This is a genomic window from Polaromonas glacialis (assembly GCF_000709345.1).
Lineage (GTDB): Bacteria > Pseudomonadota > Gammaproteobacteria > Burkholderiales > Burkholderiaceae_C > Polaromonas > Polaromonas glacialis.
The window spans coordinates 72,791-89,148 of sequence record NZ_KL448325.1 but is presented as its reverse complement, the minus strand read 5'-3'; the positions used below and the strand labels follow the sequence as shown (position 1 = coordinate 89,148).

The window sequence follows — 16,358 nt, the reverse complement described above, 5'->3', positions numbered from 1 at the left end:
GTGACCGTACGTCTTATGAAGACGTACAAATTTTAAAAATTAAACTGGAGACAAAAGTATGAACAATAAAACTCATTTTACCGCCCTAGCATTTGCAGGCCTTCTTGCACAAACCTCATCGTTCGCCCAAAGTGTTGTGACACTTTATGGATCCGTGGATGCCAGCTTGAATTACACAACCAATAAAAATGCTGCTGGTACTTCTTTGACAGCACTTAATTCCGGAAGTTTTTTACCTTCAAACTGGGGAATTACAGGTGCCGAGGACTTGAGTGACGGCGCCAAAGCATTTTTTAAACTTGAAAATAGCTTCAACGTTGACACGGGCGCTCAGGCAACTCCGGTAGCATTTTTTAACCGCTTTGCTTACGTTGGCCTGAGTAACAATTGGGGCACTGTTTCGGCTGGTCGTTTGGGGGGCGTGCAGTATGACTATACGGTGCTTGGCACATATGACCCGACTTATGGAACGACATACGGGATTGGTTCCCTAAATGCAGTGCCTATCCAGCTTTATAAATTAAATAACGCAATCAAGTATGTATCGCCAAGCTTCGCTGGCATCTCAGGAACGGTCATGTATTCGTTTGGCCAAGAGTTGCCTGGCAATAGCAGCGCCGGTCGGTACAAGGGTGCCGGTCTGGAGTATGTTAACAACAAGTTCCGCACGCGTGTCACTTATGAAACTTCTAATGGAACAGTGGCGGCGACCAATCTGTCTTCTTTGTCGGATAAACGTTTAAGCGTCGCCGCACGGTATGACACAGGTCCGTTCGAGTTGTTTGCTGATTATGTAAAAGTGAGTGGCAACTTGAACATTTCACCTGCCGGAGATGTTTATATAGGAAGTATCGGGTATAAATTTTCTCCAGCATTGCGTGTGGTAGCGCATGCGGGACAATATAATTTTGATCTTGGCGATAAAACAAGACTCGCCGGTGTTCTTGGAACCTACAGTCTTTCCAAACGAACGCTTGTTTATACCTCTGCCGCGCGCGTGCTGAATGGCAAGAACAGCAACTTTGGGGTGGCATTTGCGACGGTGATGTCATCGCCTGGTCAAGGCCAAACCGGAGTGGCGCTAGGTATACGTCATGCATTTTAACTTTAGTCTTTTTGTAATTTGTCTTTCCTAATTAACAAATCGTATTACTTCTGGCACCGTCCAGCGCAAACCGCTGGCGTGGCCTGGTCGCTATTTTTGACAAACGCAGTACAAAAGAAAATGAAACATCCAATGAATAAATTTCGGCGCCAATTAATGCTGGCAGGTGTGCTGCTTGCAACAGCTGCGGCAGGCCCTGCAAATTCTCAGTCTCCAGCTTGGCCAAGCAAGCCCGTACGGTTGGTGGTGCCGTCTCCAGCGGGTACGGCGCCTGACATCATGGCACGCCTCATTGGCGACAAGCTGTCGCGCATGTGGGGCCAGCCGGTGATTGTCGATAACCGTCCCGGCGCCGGTGGCATGGTGGCATTTTCCAACATGAAAATGACTGAAAAAGACGACCACGTCTTTACCTTCGCGCCCGCCAGTAGCGTCGCGCTGTCGCCTTACATGTACAAAAGCACGCAGGTCGATATTGCACGCGACCTCACGCCGGTGGCCTTTATTGGCGAGAGCCCGATGATCCTGGCGGTCAAGGCAGGTTCCCCTATTTCAAGCTTTGCAGAGCTGCTGGCGGCCATGCGCAGGCAACCCGACACGCTGGTGACGGCAGTACCGCTGCAATTTTCATTGCCGCATTTGACGAACGAGTTGCTGTCAAAAGCTGCGGGGGCATCCCTGCGGTCCGTGCCGTATCCCGGCAGCAGCCAGGGCGCCTCGGCCGTGGTGGGCGAAGACGTACAGGTGGTCATCGATGGGCTGCCTGCACTCGACGGGCTGATCCAGGGTGGACGGCTCAAGGCGCTGGCCACTTTCTCCGCAAAAAGGATGCCCGCGCATCCGGACTGGGTGGCGGTATCGGAGACTTTTCCGGGCCTGGTGGTCAACGGCTGGTTCGGTGTGCTGGCCATGACAGGCCTCAATCCGAAGGTGGTGCAAAAGGTCAACGCAGATGTTGCAAAAGTCACCTCCATGCCGGACGTCGTTGAAAAGATGGCTGGCATGGCTATCTTCCCGCGCAACATGACCGTGCCGGAATTCACCGACTACCTCGCCAACGAGCGCAACCGCTGGGAAAAAGCGCTGCGCGACGTGGGGGCCAAGCCGTAATAACTGCAATAACCGCAACCCCGAACGGGAAGGAAACACAGCATGTTCGTATACAACGCCTGGTACATGGCCGCTTGGGCCGATGAAGTGAAGCCAAAGGGCTTGTTGGGCCGTGTCCTGCTCAACCTGCCGGTGGTTTTTTACCGCACGGAAAATGGAATGGCGCTCGCGCTGGAAGACAGGTGCTGCCATCGTGCGTTGCCGCTGTCGCACGGCTGTGTTGTCGGCGATCAGCTTCAGTGCGGTTACCACGGGCTAGTCTATGACCGCAACGGCCTTTGCGTCAAGGTGCCGGGCCAAGAACGCATTCCTGTGCAGGCTCGGGTCAGGAGCTACCCGGTGGTGGAGCAGGACCAGATGCTCTGGATATGGATGGGCGAGCCTGCACTGGCGAATCCGGCGCTGATCGTGCGCCACCCATGGCATGACGACCCGGCCTGGGTGTGGATCAAGGACAGGTATTCCATCAAGGCCAACTACCAGTTGGTGACCGACAACCTTATGGACCTGACACATGTCGGGTATGTCCACCAGCGCACCATCGGCGGCACGCCGCAGGCGCATTCGGATGCCGACACCCAGACCACGCGCTCTGAAACCGGCGTCAAGGTAACGCGCTGGATGATGAACTCGGTGCCGCCGCCTTCCTACCTTGCCGCGCACAAGTTCAACACGCCGACGGTGGACCGCTGGATGGAGATTGATTTCTTTGCGCCTGTCGTCGTGCGTATCCACACCGGCGCCACAGATGCAGGCACCGGCGCGCGGGAAGGACACCGCGAGGGCGGCCTGGCGTTTATGGGCCTGAACCTGCAGACCCCAGAAACCGAAAAGACGACCCACTACTTCTGGTCGGGTGCGCATAACTACGAAGAAGGCCAATCCGATATGCGCGCCAAGCTGCTGACCAGCCTGCCGATCACGTTTGCCGAGGACAAGGTGGTGGTCGAGGCGCAGCAAGAATCAATCGACAGGCTGGAGGGGGCTCCGCTCGTCATGATTGCATCGGACGCCGGACTGGTTCATGCCCGCCGACTGGTGGCGGGCATGATGGAGAGCGAAATGAAAGTTAGAGAAGCTGCCGCCAACCCCTAACAGGTCGCTCAAATATCTCAAAGCAAAGCCTGCCGGTTTTCCGCCTCACTCGATAATTTGAAGCAGCCCTTTTGGATGCAGCAGGTTCCGGCGCCGGAATGATCCGCATCCGAATTTTTCCTACATTTATAAGAAACCGGGACTATGAAAAAACTTTTTATCGCAGGCGTCGCCACCGTCACTATCGGCGCGATCCTTTCTGCATGCGGCGGTGGTGACGCGTTCGAAGTCACGAAAGGCACGGTCATTCAGAATGCAACAGTGGTCAATACCCGGGACGGCTCGCTCGCTTCCGGAATGTCGGTGATCATTGACGAGGGAAAAATTCAGAAAATCATGGCCGGCACAGCCATTCGCCTCAGCGGGAGCGCGCAGGCCATCGATGCCTCGGGCAAGTACCTGGTGCCGGGCTACCTGGACATGCACACCCACGCCATGAGCGCCGCCGACCAGCAGCCCACTTATTGGCCGCTGCTCATCGCCAACGGCATCACCGGCATCCGCGAGATGTCGGGCTCGGCCGCCTTGATCCAGCGCGCCCGCCAGCTCAATGCCGACAGGGCGGCAGGCCGCGTTGACGCCCCCGAAATTTTGATGATCCCGGGCGACATATTCGGCGGTCAAGCCCCTACGGCGCCCCTTGCGGTTCAGTTTGTCCAGCAGCAAAAGGCCAATGGCGCGGACTTCATCAAAATTTCCGCCGGCGCACGCGACCCCGTCCTGGCGATTCTGGGGGAAGCCAAAAATCAGGGACTGACTGTCGCGGGCCACCTGGTGCCTAGCCTCAGTGCGCTGGAGTCAAGCAACGCAGGCTGGCGCGCCATCGAACACCTGGGCTCCGGCTGGGGGCTGATGCTCGATTGCGCCAATGACGAGACAAGCATTCGACAGGCCGTGTTGAGCGGCCAAGCCGCCAGGCCGCCCTTTCCGGCCACCTTCGTACTCAATCCACGGATTTATGACGGCGCGCAGAACGCCCCGCTATACCAGCGCATCTTTGACACGTACAGCGATGCCAAGTGTCAGAGCCTGTCGCAAGCCTTCGTGAAAAACGAAACCTGGCAGGTGCCCACCTTGATTCGCCTGCGCACGCAGAGCTTCGGCGGCGATCCGCTGTACCGCACCGATCCGAACCTTGTCTATGTTGACAAGACCACCCGGGCGCTGTGGGAAAAGCTGGGGCAGGATTTTGTGACGACGCTGCCGCCCGCTGCGGTCGCCACGCTGCAGCAATTTTATGGACTGGAGAAACAAGTCACGAAGCTGATGAAGCAAAATGGCGTGAAAATGCTCGCCGGCTCCGACCTGGGCGGCATCTGGGTAATCCCGGGCTTTGGTCTTCACCAGGAGTTCCGTGAACTGGCCGCCTCCGGCTTGTCGCCGCTCGAGGTGTTGCAGATGACCACGCTGAACGGCGCGCAGTTCCTCAAGCGTGAAGCAACGATGGGAACCGTTGACGAGGGAAAAAATGCCGACCTGGTGCTGCTCGATGCCAACCCGGTCGTCGATGTGGCCAACCTCGGCAAGATCGCCGGCGTGTTCCTGAAGGGCAAATATTTTTCGAAGGATGCGCTGGAAAAGCAGAAGAAGGATGTGGCCGCCGAGTATGAAAAACAGTCGGTCAAGACGCTGGAGTCTGCACTCGACCCCGCCCACAAGGACTGAACGCAGTCGGCCCTGCAGCGGCTAGAGCGGAATTACCCTAACTGGCAATAGCCGCAATGGCGAATGTAGTGCTCGCATTCGCTGTTGCTGAACTGGTCCATCAATGAACCAATGGCGCTACAGAGCGCCTCGAGCGTGCGGGCCCGGGTTTTGCGCAGCAAGCCCTTGAGCTTGGCCAAGCTTTGCTCGATCGGGTTGAAATCTGGGCTGTACGACGGCAAGTACCGCAGCGCAGCGCCCGCGCCCTCAATAGCTACCTTGACGCCGGCCACCTTGTGCGAGTTCAGGTTATCCAGCACGATGACCGAAGCGGCAGTCAGGACACTTGACATCGACCAGCCCGGCAAGTTGCGCGGTCTATGCGCGGTTTTAAAACGTAATGCCAGTGCCAACGCTTCGCTGTCGTGCACGGCTTTGTTGCGCAAAGGGCCATTCCTGATCAATCTCCGCGGCGGTTAATCGGCCGCATGATTTTCACCCTTAGTCTGAGCGATGCCAAAAAGGCATCGTAACTTCTAATTGGTAGGCTGGTTGTTTTTTCAGCAGTCTCTAACAATCATCATGTTCGACACACATAAAAACTGGAGACAAAATGAAAAAGCGAAACACTCTATTTCTAGCCGCAGCCCTGGGTTTTGGACTGCTTGGTGGAAACGGCTGGGCGCAGTCGTTTCCTAATCAGACAGTGCGCTTTATTTCCCCATTTCCCGCAGGCAGCGGGCCCGACGTCATTGCGCGCATTGTTGGAGAACGCCTTGGGGCAAGCTGGAAGCAGCCTGTGGTGATCGATAGTCGCCCCGGTGCCAGTGGATTTTTGGCAGCCAGTGCGGTCAAGCAGGCGGCTCCCACCGGTTACGACCTGCTACTTGCTGATGTGGGCCATCTGGCGATCAGCCCTTCGTTGTTCAAAAAGCTTCCCTACACACCCAAAACAGATTTTGTTCCGGTTGGCGGAATTTACCGAACCTCTTTTTTTGTTGTTGTTGGCGCCAACAGCCCGTTTCATTCTGTAAAAGACTTGATCGCAGCGGCAGCAAAAAGTCCTGACAAAGTCACTTATGGTTCCAACTCGATCGGCGGGCCGCTGCACCTGGGCGCCGCGCAGGTGGAGGCCGTCTCGGGAACCAAGATGGTGCATGTTCCCTACAAGGAAATCTCCCAGCTTTACCTGGCGGTGTCCACCGGAGAAATCGATTGGGCCATGGGCAGCCTGGCAAGCGCAGGGCCGCTGCTGCGGGCCGGCAAGGTCCGGCTGATTGCCGTTGCCGACACTGCCCGCTCCACCGCGATGCCCAATGTGCCGACATTTGAAGAGTCCGGCGGACCCAAGGGCGTGATCGTTCGCAGCTGGGTAGCCTTGATGGCCCCAAAGGAAACACCACCAGCCCTTGTCGCCACCCTGAACAACAGCCTCAACGATGTTCTCAAACAGCCCGAAATCGCTGAAAAATTCTCTACTTTTGGCTTTGTTCCCTATCCGTTGGCGCCAAGCGCCGTGTCAAGCCTGATCGACAGCGAGACCGTGTTTTACGCCGACATGGTCAAGCGCACGGGCGCAAGTGTCGACTAGCGCCATCGCCCAGGTATGAAATCGGCAAACCCAGACAAAGGATTCAGCGCAATGAACACTAAAACACAAGTCCTCATCGTCGGCGCCGGGCCGGCGGGCCAAGGGCTAGCCATCGAACTGGGCCAGCGCGGCATTAACTGCCTGGTCATCGAAAAGAACCCGCGCATCGGCGTGGCGCCGCGTGCCAAGAACACCAACGTCAGGACGCGCGAGCATTTCCGGCGCTGGGGCATTGCTGACGCCCTGCGCGATGCCTCGCCCCTGGGTGTGGACTATCCGTCCAACATCGCATTCACCACGCGGATGTCGGGCCACTTGCTGACGCGCTTTGACAATGCCCTGTACTGCGCGCCGGGGCGCAACCCGCTGTATTCCGAGAACGCGCAATGGATTCCCCAGTACACGGTGGAGCGCGTGATGCGCCGCCACCTCGACACGCTCCCCAGCGTTCAGGTCAGGCTCAACTGCGAGCTGATGGGCTTTGAGCAGGATGGCGAGTCTGTTGTCGCGACGCTGCGTGATGTGGTCAGCGGTGAGCAGAGCCAGGTCCAGGCCCGATTTCTCGCAGGTTGTGATGGCGGGAACAGTTTTGTGCGTGACGCGATCGGGGCACGCCTGCAAGGCACGTTTGGCCTGTCGAGGAACTACAACATCGTCTTTCGTGCGCCGGGCTTGGCACAAGCCCATCCGCATGGCCGTGCCATCATGTACTGGCAGATCAACGGCGAAGTGCCCAGCATGATCGGTCCGATGGACTCGGGGGACCTCTGGTTCTTCATGCCGACCGGGCTTGCGCCCGACGTGCAGGTCACACTGGAGACGGCCGCCGATTTGATTCGCCGCGCCACCGGGATCGATTTGCCGTTCGAGGTACTCAGCATCGATGAGTGGAAGGCGCACCGGGCTATTGCCGACCACTACCGCGACCGGCGGGTTTTTCTGGTCGGCGATGCGTGCCACCTGCATCCGCCCTATGGAGGATTCGGCATGAACATGGGCGTGAGCGATTCGGTCGACCTGGGCTGGAAGCTTGCGGCAACGCTTCAGGGCTGGGGTGGCCAGGCCCTGCTGGAAAGCTACGAGCTTGAGCGCCGCCCGGTGCACATGCATGTGCTGCAGGAATCCAGCGCAAACCACTCGAAGATCAGCAATGCCCTTTGCGAAGAGGGACTGGAAGATGACACACCGGCCGGTCAGGCGGCGCGCGAGCGCGTCGGCAAGCGCATCAACGCTGAAAAACTCTCCGAGTTCTACACACTGGGCACGATCCTGGGCGACCGCTACACCGATTCGCCCATCGTCCAGCAGCTGACCGCAGCGCCTGCCGTGCCGCGCGATTTCCTGAACTACGTTCCAAGCTCACTGCCGGGCGGGCGCGCTCCGCATGCCTGGCTGCACGATGGCAGCTCGCTCTTTGACCACTTTGGTGCGGGCTTCACGCTGCTGGCCCTGCCGGATAGCTCGGCCAGCACCTCAAGCGCCGCCGCTGTTCAAGCTGCAGCGTGCGATGCGGCCCGGCTAGGCGTTCCCCTGACGATATTGCAGCCAGACAACCCTGCGCTGGCGGCTCTCTATGCGCGCCGCCTGACCTTGATCCGGCCGGACCAGCACATCGCATGGACGGGCGACGCATGGCCGGACCGCGAGAATTTCGATGTGCTTTCGATGGCGACCGGGCAACAACCCGCGACTGTTTCTCACGCTAATCAAGACAAGGAGACCCTTCATGAATCAAACGCTTGAATCCCGCCCGCAAAGTGCCGTGCCGGCCGCCATTTCACCGGCGCGGCTTGCGCATGTCGTGCTGCGCAGTTCGCAGTTCGATGCGCTGGTCGACTGGTACAAAACCGTGCTGGGCGCGAAGACCGCTTTTTCCGACGGCCACCTGGCTTTCTTGTCCTACGACGAAGAGCACCACCGCATCGCCGTTCTCAACATTCCCGGCCTGCAACCGCAGGTGCCGGGCGTGGCGGGCGTGCATCACATGGCGTTTACCTATGCCGCGCTGAGCGACCTGGTGGCGACCTATGAACGACTGGATAAGGTCGGCATCCGACCGGTGACCTGCATCAACCATGGTCCGACGACGTCGATGTACTACGCCGACCCGGACGGCAACCAGGTCGAGCTGCAGGTGGACAACTACGACACGGTCGAAAAAGCCGGTGAATTCTTCTACAGCCCGGCTTTCGCAAAAAATCCGATCGGCGTGGACTTTGAGCCCGAAGAACTGGCGCGGCGATTTCATTCCGGCGAGGATGAAGCCTCGATCAAGCAGCGCCCGGACGGCGGCGCTCGCGGCCTGGATACGCTGACGGCGCTTCGCTAGCCCTAGGCGCCTTCTCATCATGAATACTGAAGACCAGCTCCGCTGCGAGCACGACTGTACCCGCCTGTGCTACGACTTCGCCTGGAGCGTCGACACGCTCGACTACGACGGCTTCGTCGCGCTGTTTGCCGACGATGGCGTATTCGAACGCGCCGGGCTGCAAAGCCGCGGCCATGAAGCGATCCGAAAATTCCTCGATGCACGTCCGGCGGACCGGGTCACGCGGCATTTTTGCACCAATGTGCGCATCGACATGACTGGGCCCGGGACGGCAACGGGAACCTGCCTGGCCTTGATGTATCAAGCAACGGCCGCAAAAAATGCGCCGCTTCCGGTTTCATCGCCGCTGGTGGCCGAGTACGCCGACGACTATGTGTTGACGGCTGCCGGCTGGAAGTTCAAGCACCGCAGAACGACTGTCGTCTTCCAGCCTTGAGACGTCAAGCGCTTCAATTTCCCTTTAACCTTCCAAAAGTCAAGGACACCGCATGAAACTGGTTTCATTCTCGAAATACGCGCAGGGCGCGCAGGAAGCCCGCATCGGCATCGTCGTCAATGACAGAATCATCGACGTGGCCGCCCACTTGGCCGATGTGCCAAGCGACATGATCGGCCTGATAAATCAGTGGACGGCGCAGCGGCCGCGTTTCGAAGCGCTGGCGGGCAAGGCGGGCGGGGCAGACGAACTTGTGCTGGCCGACGTCACGCTGCTGGCGCCGGTCCCGCGCCCGGGAAAGATATTCGGCATAGGTCTGAACTACGCCGACCACATCGCGGAATCGGGAATGGGCCGGCCTGCCGATCAGGTCTGGTTTGCCAAGGCCGTCACCTCGACCAATGCGCCGTTCGCATCGATCGAACTGCCGCTCGCATCGACACAACTGGACTACGAGGCCGAACTGGCCTTTGTCATCGGCACGCGGTGCAGGAATGTGCCTGTCGAGCGAGCGCACGAAGTGATCTTCGGCTACTGCGCGGCCAATGATGTCAGCGTTCGGGACTGGCAACTCAAGACTTCCCAGTTCGTGCTGGGCAAGTCGTTCGACACGCATTGCCCTTACGGGCCCTGGATCGTCACGTCTGATGAGCTTGGCGATCCGCATGCACTCGATATTCGCTGTTTCGTCAACGGTGAGATCCGGCAGAGCTCAAACACCAAGGAGCTCATCTACAACTGCTTCGAGCAAGTGGCCCATCTGAGCCAGGCCATGACGCTCGAACCCGGTGACCTCATCCTCACAGGAACCCCGGGCGGTGTCGGCATCGGCTTCAAACCCGCCCGGTGGCTGCAGGCTGGCGACGTCGTTCGCGTCGAGATCGACCGCATCGGCATGATCGAAAACCGGGTGGTTGCGCAAAGCGCCTCGATTTTTTGACACGCTGTTGGTTGGGCAAGACTTAGACTGCCATGCTTATGCTCAAAAGCCGCCATCTGCGTGATTTCATGGCCATCGCCAACTCTCGCAGCCTGCGAAGTGCTGCAGTGTCTTTGGGTCTGACGCAACCGGCGATTTCACGCAGTTTGCAGGAGCTGGAGGAAGAACTGGGCGTGCCGCTTTTCGAGCGGCATGCGCGGGGGGTTGTCCTCACGCCGGCGGGTGAAAAATTCCTCATTCGCGCGCAGATTGCCACGCAATCCATACGACGCGGTTTTGAGGAGGCGCGCCAGTTCCAGGGTGACCTGCGCGGCACGGTGTCCGTTTCCCTGTCCAGCGCGGCCGTTCTGGGGCTCTTGCCCCATGCCTATCCCCAGTTCCGCAAAGTTTGGCCCGCCATCAGTGTTCGATTCGTGGAGGGGCAGTTCCCCCTGATCGAACACAGACTTCGCGACGGAGAACTCGATTTTTATATCGGGCCACGTCCTGAAAAAGAGAGGGGTATAGGCTACTGCATCGAGCGCATCGCCGATAACGAGCGCGTGATCATGGCGCGCAAAGGGCATCCGCTGGCGGGTTCAAAAAGCCTGGCAGCGCTGGTCGATGCCGAGTGGCTGATTGCCGGATTGCGTGATCGCGTCGAAGAGGAGTTTGAGGAAGTTTTTTCCCAATACGGCTTGCCAAGCCCGGCCGTGCGGACGCGGGCTGAATCGATGCTGGTCCTTGTCGCGCTGCTCGGCACCACTGACGCGCTGGCTATTTTGCCGAGGGTCTGGTCGTCGAGCCCGCTGTTTGCCGGAATTCTTGTCAGCATTGCCATTGAGGAACAACTGGCAGCCCCGGAGATTGTGCAAATGCATCCTGTCCGGTTTCCCCTGACCCCGGCTGCGGAACATTTTTCTCTTCTTTTGCAGCGGGCAGCAGGCACGCCCTTTCATCCAGCGCAGTGAACCTGGCCCCCGGCTGCGTACTACCGTGAGGCATCTCGTTCATGACGCTTTTCCCCCTCCTTGACACAGTAGCGTCACGACTTTGTGAAATTAAAGACTCAATGGCAAGGCTGTCTTGTAGCGGACCTGCTTGAGCGCGAAGCTGGAGCGGATCTTTTCGACCTGTGCGATCGGCGCCAACTGCTCCAGAATGAACCTCTCCAGCGCCGGCATGTCGGCAATGGCCACGCGCAGCAGGTAGTCCGCGTCCCCAGTCATCAGGTAGCACTCCATGACCTCGTCGCGCACGCAAATGCGTTCTTCAAACGCCTGCAGCGCCTTGCGACTTTGCTGTTTGAGGCTGATGGAGATGAACACATTGAGGTGCAGGCCCAGTTGTTTGGCGTCCAGCAAGGCCACGTATTGCCGGATCAAGCCCTGCGCCTCCAGCGCGCGAACGCGCGTCAAGCAGGGCGAGGGGGAGAGGTAAACACGCCGGGCAAGCTCCACATTCGACAGGCTGGCATCGGCCTGCAATTCGTTGAGTATCTTCAGATCAGTGCTGTCAATTTCCATAATGCTTTAAAACCTTGGATTTACGGCACGATCTGCCGGTGAATGCCTCATAGTTTAGCTATTTAAGCTACAAATTTTGCTGTTCTCTTTTTACAGTAGAGCAACTGTTCAGACCTTATTAAATGAGACTTTCCATGCAACACCTCCCTGTTTCCTTTTCTTCTGTTGAGTCCATCGATCCTGATCCTAGGGAAAGCGCCGAATGGCGCGCTGCGCTGCTGTCCCTGCTTGACGCGTCCGGTCCGGAGCGCACGCGGCAAATTCTGGACATGCTCGATGCGATGAGCCGAGATCCGAAGATCGCCTGGCAGCCGGCACGCGGAACGCCTTATGTGAATACGATCCACGTGGACAACCAGCCCGTCTTTCCGGGCGACCTGGCCATGGAAGAACGTTTGGCCTCGCTCGTGCGCTGGAATGCGCTGGCCATGGTGGTGCGGGCCAACCAGGCCTATGGCGAACTCGGCGGCCACATCGCCAGCTATGCAAGTGCGGCCGATCTGTTCGAGACCGGCTACAACCATTTCTTCCAAGCGCGCTGCGACGAACCCGGGCGTCAGCACCTGGGCGACCTGGTGTTCTTCCAGCCGCACAGCTCGCCAGGGGTGTATGCCCGGGCCTATCTAGAAGGGCGGCTGAACGTCGAGGATTTGAGCTACTACCGCCAGGAATTGACGGCGCCCGCAGCCGTGACCGGAACAGGACCGCGCGGCTTGTGCAGCTATCCTCATCCCTACCTCATGCCCGATTTCTGGCAGTTCCCCACTGGCTCGATGGGCATCGGCCCGATCAGCTCGATCTACCACGCGCGCTTCATGCGCTACCTCACGCATCGCCAGCTGCTCGACTGCTCGGCCAGAAAGGTCTGGGGCGTGTTTGGCGACGGCGAGATGGATGAGCCCGAATCGATGAGTGCGCTCACGCTGGCCGCACGTGAAAAGCTGGACAACCTGGTCTGGGTGGTCAACTGCAACTTGCAGCGGCTCGACGGCCCGGTGCGCGGCAATGGCCGCATCATCGACGAGCTCGAGCAGCTGTTTCTAGGTGCCGGCTGGAACGTCATCAAGCTGGTGTGGGGCAGCGACTGGGACGGCCTCTTTGCACGCGATGTGACCGGTGCGCTCGCCAAGGTCTTTGCGAACACGGTGGACGGCCAAATGCAGACGTTTGCCGCCAAGGACGGGCGCTACAACCGGGAACACTTCTTTGACCAGAACGAGGCCCTGGCCGCGCTGGCTCAAGGCATGACCGACGAACAGATTGACCGGCTCAAGCGCGGCGGCCACGACATGGTGAAGATCTACGCCGCTTATGCGGCTGCCGCGCAGCACCAGGGCCAGCCCACGGTGATCCTGGCGCATACCAAGAAAGGCTACGGCATGGGCAGCGCGGGCCAAGGCAAGATGACCACGCACAGCCAGAAGAAGTTTGACGAGACCGACCTGATTGCGTTTCGCAATCGCTTCCAGCTGCCCTTGACGGACGAGCAGGTCACGTCCCTGAACTTTTACCAGCCTCCGGCGGACAGCCCCGAGATGCAATATTTGCATGCGCAGCGCCAGAAACTGGGCGGCTACCTGCCCAAGCGCTACACCGCGTGCGAGCAGGTCGCCGTGCCCGAGATTGCCAGCTACGCCCAGTTCGCCCTCAAGGCCGACGGCAAGGAGATGAGCACCACCATGGCGTTTGTGCGCATGCTGGGCGGCTTGCTCAAGGACCCGGCCTTGGGCCAACGCATCGTGCCGATCGTGGCCGACGAGGCCCGGACCTTCGGCATGGCAAACCTGTTCAAGCAGGTCGGCATCTATTCCAGCGTGGGCCAGCGCTACGCGCCGGAAGACATCGGCTCGGTGCTGAGCTACCGCGAAGCCATGGACGGCCAGATCCTGGAAGAAGGCATTTCCGAGGCGGGCGCACTGGCCAGCTGGACCGCGGCGTCCACCAGCTACAGCGTGCATGGCCTGGCCATGCTGCCGTTCTACATCTATTACTCCATGTTCGGCTTTCAGCGCGTGGGCGACCAGATCTGGGCCGCAGCCGATCAGCGGGCGCGCGGCTTTTTGCTCGGCGCCACGTCGGGCCGCACCACGCTGGGCGGCGAAGGGCTGCAACACCAGGACGGCACCAGTCACCTCGTTGCGGCGACCATTCCCAATTGCAAGGCCTACGACCCGGCATTTGCCGGCGAGTTGGCCGTCATCATCGACCACGGCATGCGCGAGATGATGGTGGAGCAAAAGGACGTTTTCTACTACATCACCATGATGAACGAGAACTACGCCCAGCCCAGCCTGCCCGACGGCGCGGCGGCCGACGTGATTCGAGGGTGCTATAAATTCAATAGCTACTTGGGCGGCGATGGTCAAGCGCAGGGCGATGAAGCGCCCAAAGAAGTGACCTTGATGGGGTCCGGTGCCATCCTTCTGGAGGTGATCAAGGCTGCGCAGCAGCTGGCCGGGCAGGGCATCTCGGTGACCGTGTTCAGCGTGACCAGCTGGAGCGAACTCGCACGCGAAGGCCAAGCCAGCACCCAGCACACGCCAGCGGGCAAGAAGAGCGAGTCGGTTCCGTTCATTGCCGGCATGCTGCGCAAAAGCCGTGGCCCCATCATTGCCGCGACCGACTATGTCCGTGCCGTGCCGGAAAGCGTGCGCGCCTTCGTGCCCGACGGGCGTGACTACCTTACCCTGGGCACGGACGGTTTTGGCCGGAGTGACACGCGCGCGGCACTGCGCGCCTTCTTTGGCGTCGATGCCGCCAGCATCGTCCAGGCCGCCCTCACGCTGCTGGCCCAGGACTGACCCGGCCCATCTGCTCTGCACCTGAACAACAAGAACAAGGAAACGCATGTCTCTTATTGATATTCAAGTCCCTGACATCGGGGACTTTGACGAAGTGACGGTCATCGAACTGCTGGTCAAGCCGGGCGATACCGTGACGGCCGAGCAGTCGCTCATCACGGTCGAGTCCGACAAGGCCTCGATGGAGATTCCCTCCAGCCACGCCGGCGTGGTCAAGGACATCAAGGTCAAGCTCGACGACAAGGTCAAGCAGGGTTCGGTCGTGCTGACACTGGAAGTGGCGGGCGCCGCACAATCCGAGCCAAAACAGGCTCCTGCGCAAGCTGAGAATGCGCCGGCAGCTATCAAAACAGAAGCGCCAGCTGCTGCGCCGGTAGCGCCTGCTTCGGCTCCTGCCCAGGCAGCGGCCGCAGGCCCGGTCGAAGTGCGCGTTCCCGACATTGGCGACTTCAAGGATGTGGTCGTGATCGAGGTGCTGGTCAAGACGGGCGACACCGTCAAGGTCGAGCAATCGCTGATCACGGTCGAGTCCGACAAGGCCTCGATGGAGATTCCGTCTTCCACCGCCGGCGTGATCAAGGAGCTCAAGGTCAAGCTGGGCGACACCGTCAATATCGGCGACCTGCTGGCGATTCTGGAAGGCTCGGCCGCTGCGGCGGCAAGTGCGCCTGCACCGGCACCGGCCGCAGCCCCGGCTGCTCCAGCCGCAACCACACCGGCGGCTGCAGCGCCTGCGCCAGCCGCAGCGCCCCAGGCCCAGCCCGCACACGAACCCACGGCCGCGCCGCAGGGCGGCTTGCCGCATGCCTCGCCGTCGGTGCGCAAGTTTGCCCGTGAACTGGGCGTGCCGCTGGCCGAACTCAAGGGCTCCGGCCCCAAGGGCCGCATCACGCAGGACGATGTCCAGGGTTTCACCAAAGCCGTGATGGCCGGCGACACCCGCACCCAGGCGCAGGTGGCCAAAGCCCCGACGCCTGCCGCTGCAGCCAGCGGCGGCACGGGCGCAGGGCTGGACCTGCTGCCGTGGCCCAAGGTCGATTTCACCAAATTCGGCCCGGTCGAGCGCCAGCCCTTGTCGCGCATCAAGAAGATCAGCGGCGCCAACCTGCACCGCAACTGGGTGATGATTCCGCACGTCTGCAACCACGACGACGCTGACATCACCGAGCTCGAAGCCTTCCGCGTGCAGATGAACAAGGAAAACGAGAAATCCGGCGTGAAGATCACGATGCTGGCCTTCCTGATCAAGGCCTCGGTGGCTGCGCTCAAGAAGTTCCCGCAGTTCAATGCTTCGCTCGACGGCGACCAGCTGGTGCTCAAGCAGTATTTCAATATTGCCTTTGCCGCCGACACGCCCAACGGCTTGGTGGTTCCAGTGATCAAGGACGCCGACAAGAAAGGCATCATCCAGATTTCGCAGGAAATGGGCGAGCTGGCCAAGAAAGCGCGCGACGGTAAGCTCGGTCCGGCGGACATGCAGGGGGCGTGCTTCACGATCTCGTCGCTGGGCGGCATTGGCGGGCGCTACTTCACGCCCATCATCAATGCACCCGAGGTGGCGATCATGGGCGTGTGCAAGAGCCGCATCGAACCCGTCTGGGACGGCAAGGCTTTCCAGCCGCGCCTGATGCAGCCGATGAGCCTGAGCTGGGATCACCGTGTGATTGATGGCGCGGCGGCGGCGCGTTTCAATGCGTACTTTGGCCAGGTGCTGGCGGATTTTCGCCGCATCCTGCTTTAAAAACCAAAACGCTCCAAGGTTGACCGCTGCCTGTTCCGAGGCCCGGCGGTGGCCTCAACTG

The 16,358-nt window shown here is 59.8% G+C and carries 15 protein-coding genes; 12 read left to right on the top strand and 3 right to left on the bottom strand.

The features are described 5' to 3' along the window. The first annotated feature begins 58 nt into the window (after positions 1-58). Complete coding sequence (locus tag EC86_RS28050) at positions 59-1,105, top strand: porin (RefSeq protein ID WP_084181685.1); 1,047 nt, start codon at positions 59-61, stop codon at positions 1,103-1,105. Positions 1,106-1,136: 31 nt separating this feature from the next. Here EC86_RS28050 and EC86_RS30105 read toward each other — a convergent pair whose 3' ends face one another. Next, positions 1,137-1,331 (bottom strand): hypothetical protein, encoded by a 195-nt coding sequence (locus EC86_RS30105; protein WP_232230013.1) that lies wholly within the window; start codon positions 1,329-1,331, stop codon positions 1,137-1,139. A 53-nt stretch (positions 1,332-1,384) separates the two neighbouring features. On the opposite strand from EC86_RS30105, the gene EC86_RS0122430 reads away from it, so the two are divergent. From EC86_RS0122430 to EC86_RS0122420, 3 genes are all read left to right on the top strand, one after another. Continuing rightward, positions 1,385-2,215: a Bug family tripartite tricarboxylate transporter substrate binding protein gene (locus EC86_RS0122430; protein ID WP_036773939.1), complete on the top strand. Its 831-nt coding sequence runs from the start codon at positions 1,385-1,387 to the stop codon at positions 2,213-2,215. Between the two features lie 42 nt (positions 2,216-2,257). Beyond that, positions 2,258-3,310 carry an aromatic ring-hydroxylating dioxygenase subunit alpha gene (locus EC86_RS0122425; RefSeq protein WP_029528073.1) on the top strand — a complete coding sequence of 351 codons (1,053 nt, stop codon included), beginning with the start codon at positions 2,258-2,260 and terminating at the stop codon, positions 3,308-3,310. 144 nt (positions 3,311-3,454) lie between these two features. Further along, positions 3,455-4,975, top strand: coding sequence for an amidohydrolase family protein (locus EC86_RS0122420; protein WP_029528072.1), 1,521 nt, complete (start codon positions 3,455-3,457; stop codon positions 4,973-4,975). A 32-nt stretch (positions 4,976-5,007) separates the two neighbouring features. On the opposite strand, the gene EC86_RS30625 is transcribed toward EC86_RS0122420, so the two are convergent. Further along, positions 5,008-5,400 carry a transposase gene (locus tag EC86_RS30625; protein WP_084181683.1) on the bottom strand — a complete coding sequence of 131 codons (393 nt, stop codon included), beginning with the start codon at positions 5,398-5,400 and terminating at the stop codon, positions 5,008-5,010. 167 nt (positions 5,401-5,567) lie between these two features. Here EC86_RS30625 and EC86_RS0122410 point away from each other — a divergent pair, with 167 nt between their 5' ends. From EC86_RS0122410 to EC86_RS0122385, 6 genes are read left to right on the top strand one after another with little or no spacing between them, the layout of a single operon-like run. After that, complete coding sequence (locus EC86_RS0122410; RefSeq protein ID WP_051676278.1) at positions 5,568-6,545, top strand: Bug family tripartite tricarboxylate transporter substrate binding protein; 978 nt, start codon at positions 5,568-5,570, stop codon at positions 6,543-6,545. 51 nt (positions 6,546-6,596) lie between these two features. After that, complete coding sequence (locus tag EC86_RS0122405; RefSeq protein WP_051676277.1) at positions 6,597-8,288, top strand: FAD-dependent monooxygenase; 1,692 nt, start codon at positions 6,597-6,599, stop codon at positions 8,286-8,288. After that, positions 8,272-8,874, top strand: coding sequence for a VOC family protein (locus EC86_RS0122400; RefSeq protein WP_051676276.1), 603 nt, complete (start codon positions 8,272-8,274; stop codon positions 8,872-8,874). The genes EC86_RS0122405 and EC86_RS0122400 overlap by 17 nt, the downstream gene beginning before the upstream one ends. Positions 8,875-8,893: 19 nt before the next feature. Then, on the top strand, positions 8,894-9,310 hold the full coding sequence (locus tag EC86_RS27280) for a nuclear transport factor 2 family protein (RefSeq protein ID WP_051676275.1): 417 nt from the start codon (positions 8,894-8,896) through the stop codon (positions 9,308-9,310). Between the two features lie 52 nt (positions 9,311-9,362). Next, on the top strand, positions 9,363-10,250 hold the full coding sequence (locus tag EC86_RS0122390) for a fumarylacetoacetate hydrolase family protein (RefSeq protein WP_029528066.1): 888 nt from the start codon (positions 9,363-9,365) through the stop codon (positions 10,248-10,250). Positions 10,251-10,282: 32 nt separating this feature from the next. Beyond that, positions 10,283-11,200: a LysR family transcriptional regulator gene (locus EC86_RS0122385; RefSeq protein WP_232230012.1), complete on the top strand. Its 918-nt coding sequence runs from the start codon at positions 10,283-10,285 to the stop codon at positions 11,198-11,200. Positions 11,201-11,290: 90 nt separating this feature from the next. Here the strand turns inward: EC86_RS0122385 and EC86_RS0122380 are convergent, their stop codons facing one another. Then, the gene (locus tag EC86_RS0122380; RefSeq protein WP_029528064.1) at positions 11,291-11,755 is read right to left on the bottom strand and encodes an Lrp/AsnC family transcriptional regulator; all 465 of its coding nucleotides are present in this window, start codon (positions 11,753-11,755) and stop codon (positions 11,291-11,293) included. A gap of 134 nt (positions 11,756-11,889) precedes the next feature. Here EC86_RS0122380 and mdeB point away from each other — a divergent pair, with 134 nt between their 5' ends. Continuing rightward, entirely contained in the window at positions 11,890-14,556 is a 2,667-nt protein-coding gene (mdeB, locus tag EC86_RS0122375) for an alpha-ketoglutarate dehydrogenase (protein ID WP_232230011.1), read from the top strand. 46 nt (positions 14,557-14,602) lie between these two features. Beyond that, positions 14,603-16,297 carry a dihydrolipoyllysine-residue acetyltransferase gene (aceF, locus tag EC86_RS0122370; RefSeq protein ID WP_029528062.1) on the top strand — a complete coding sequence of 565 codons (1,695 nt, stop codon included), beginning with the start codon at positions 14,603-14,605 and terminating at the stop codon, positions 16,295-16,297. Positions 16,298-16,358 lie beyond the last annotated feature (61 nt).

Coding starts and splice junctions, on each gene's coding strand:
- EC86_RS0122420 (WP_029528072.1), top strand. CDS start 3,455: ATGAAAAAACTTTTTATCGCAGGCGTCGCCACCGTCACTATCGGCGCG.
- EC86_RS0122425 (WP_029528073.1), top strand. CDS start 2,258: ATGTTCGTATACAACGCCTGGTACATGGCCGCTTGGGCCGATGAAGTG.
- EC86_RS0122410 (WP_051676278.1), top strand. CDS start 5,568: ATGAAAAAGCGAAACACTCTATTTCTAGCCGCAGCCCTGGGTTTTGGA.
- EC86_RS0122405 (WP_051676277.1), top strand. CDS start 6,597: ATGAACACTAAAACACAAGTCCTCATCGTCGGCGCCGGGCCGGCGGGC.
- EC86_RS0122400 (WP_051676276.1), top strand. CDS start 8,272: ATGAATCAAACGCTTGAATCCCGCCCGCAAAGTGCCGTGCCGGCCGCC.
- EC86_RS0122380 (WP_029528064.1), bottom strand. CDS start 11,755: ATGGAAATTGACAGCACTGATCTGAAGATACTCAACGAATTGCAGGCC.
- EC86_RS0122385 (WP_232230012.1), top strand. CDS start 10,283: ATGCTTATGCTCAAAAGCCGCCATCTGCGTGATTTCATGGCCATCGCC.
- mdeB (WP_232230011.1), top strand. CDS start 11,890: ATGCAACACCTCCCTGTTTCCTTTTCTTCTGTTGAGTCCATCGATCCT.
- EC86_RS27280 (WP_051676275.1), top strand. CDS start 8,894: ATGAATACTGAAGACCAGCTCCGCTGCGAGCACGACTGTACCCGCCTG.
- aceF (WP_029528062.1), top strand. CDS start 14,603: ATGTCTCTTATTGATATTCAAGTCCCTGACATCGGGGACTTTGACGAA.
- EC86_RS28050 (WP_084181685.1), top strand. CDS start 59: ATGAACAATAAAACTCATTTTACCGCCCTAGCATTTGCAGGCCTTCTT.
- EC86_RS0122430 (WP_036773939.1), top strand. CDS start 1,385: ATGGCACGCCTCATTGGCGACAAGCTGTCGCGCATGTGGGGCCAGCCG.
- EC86_RS0122390 (WP_029528066.1), top strand. CDS start 9,363: ATGAAACTGGTTTCATTCTCGAAATACGCGCAGGGCGCGCAGGAAGCC.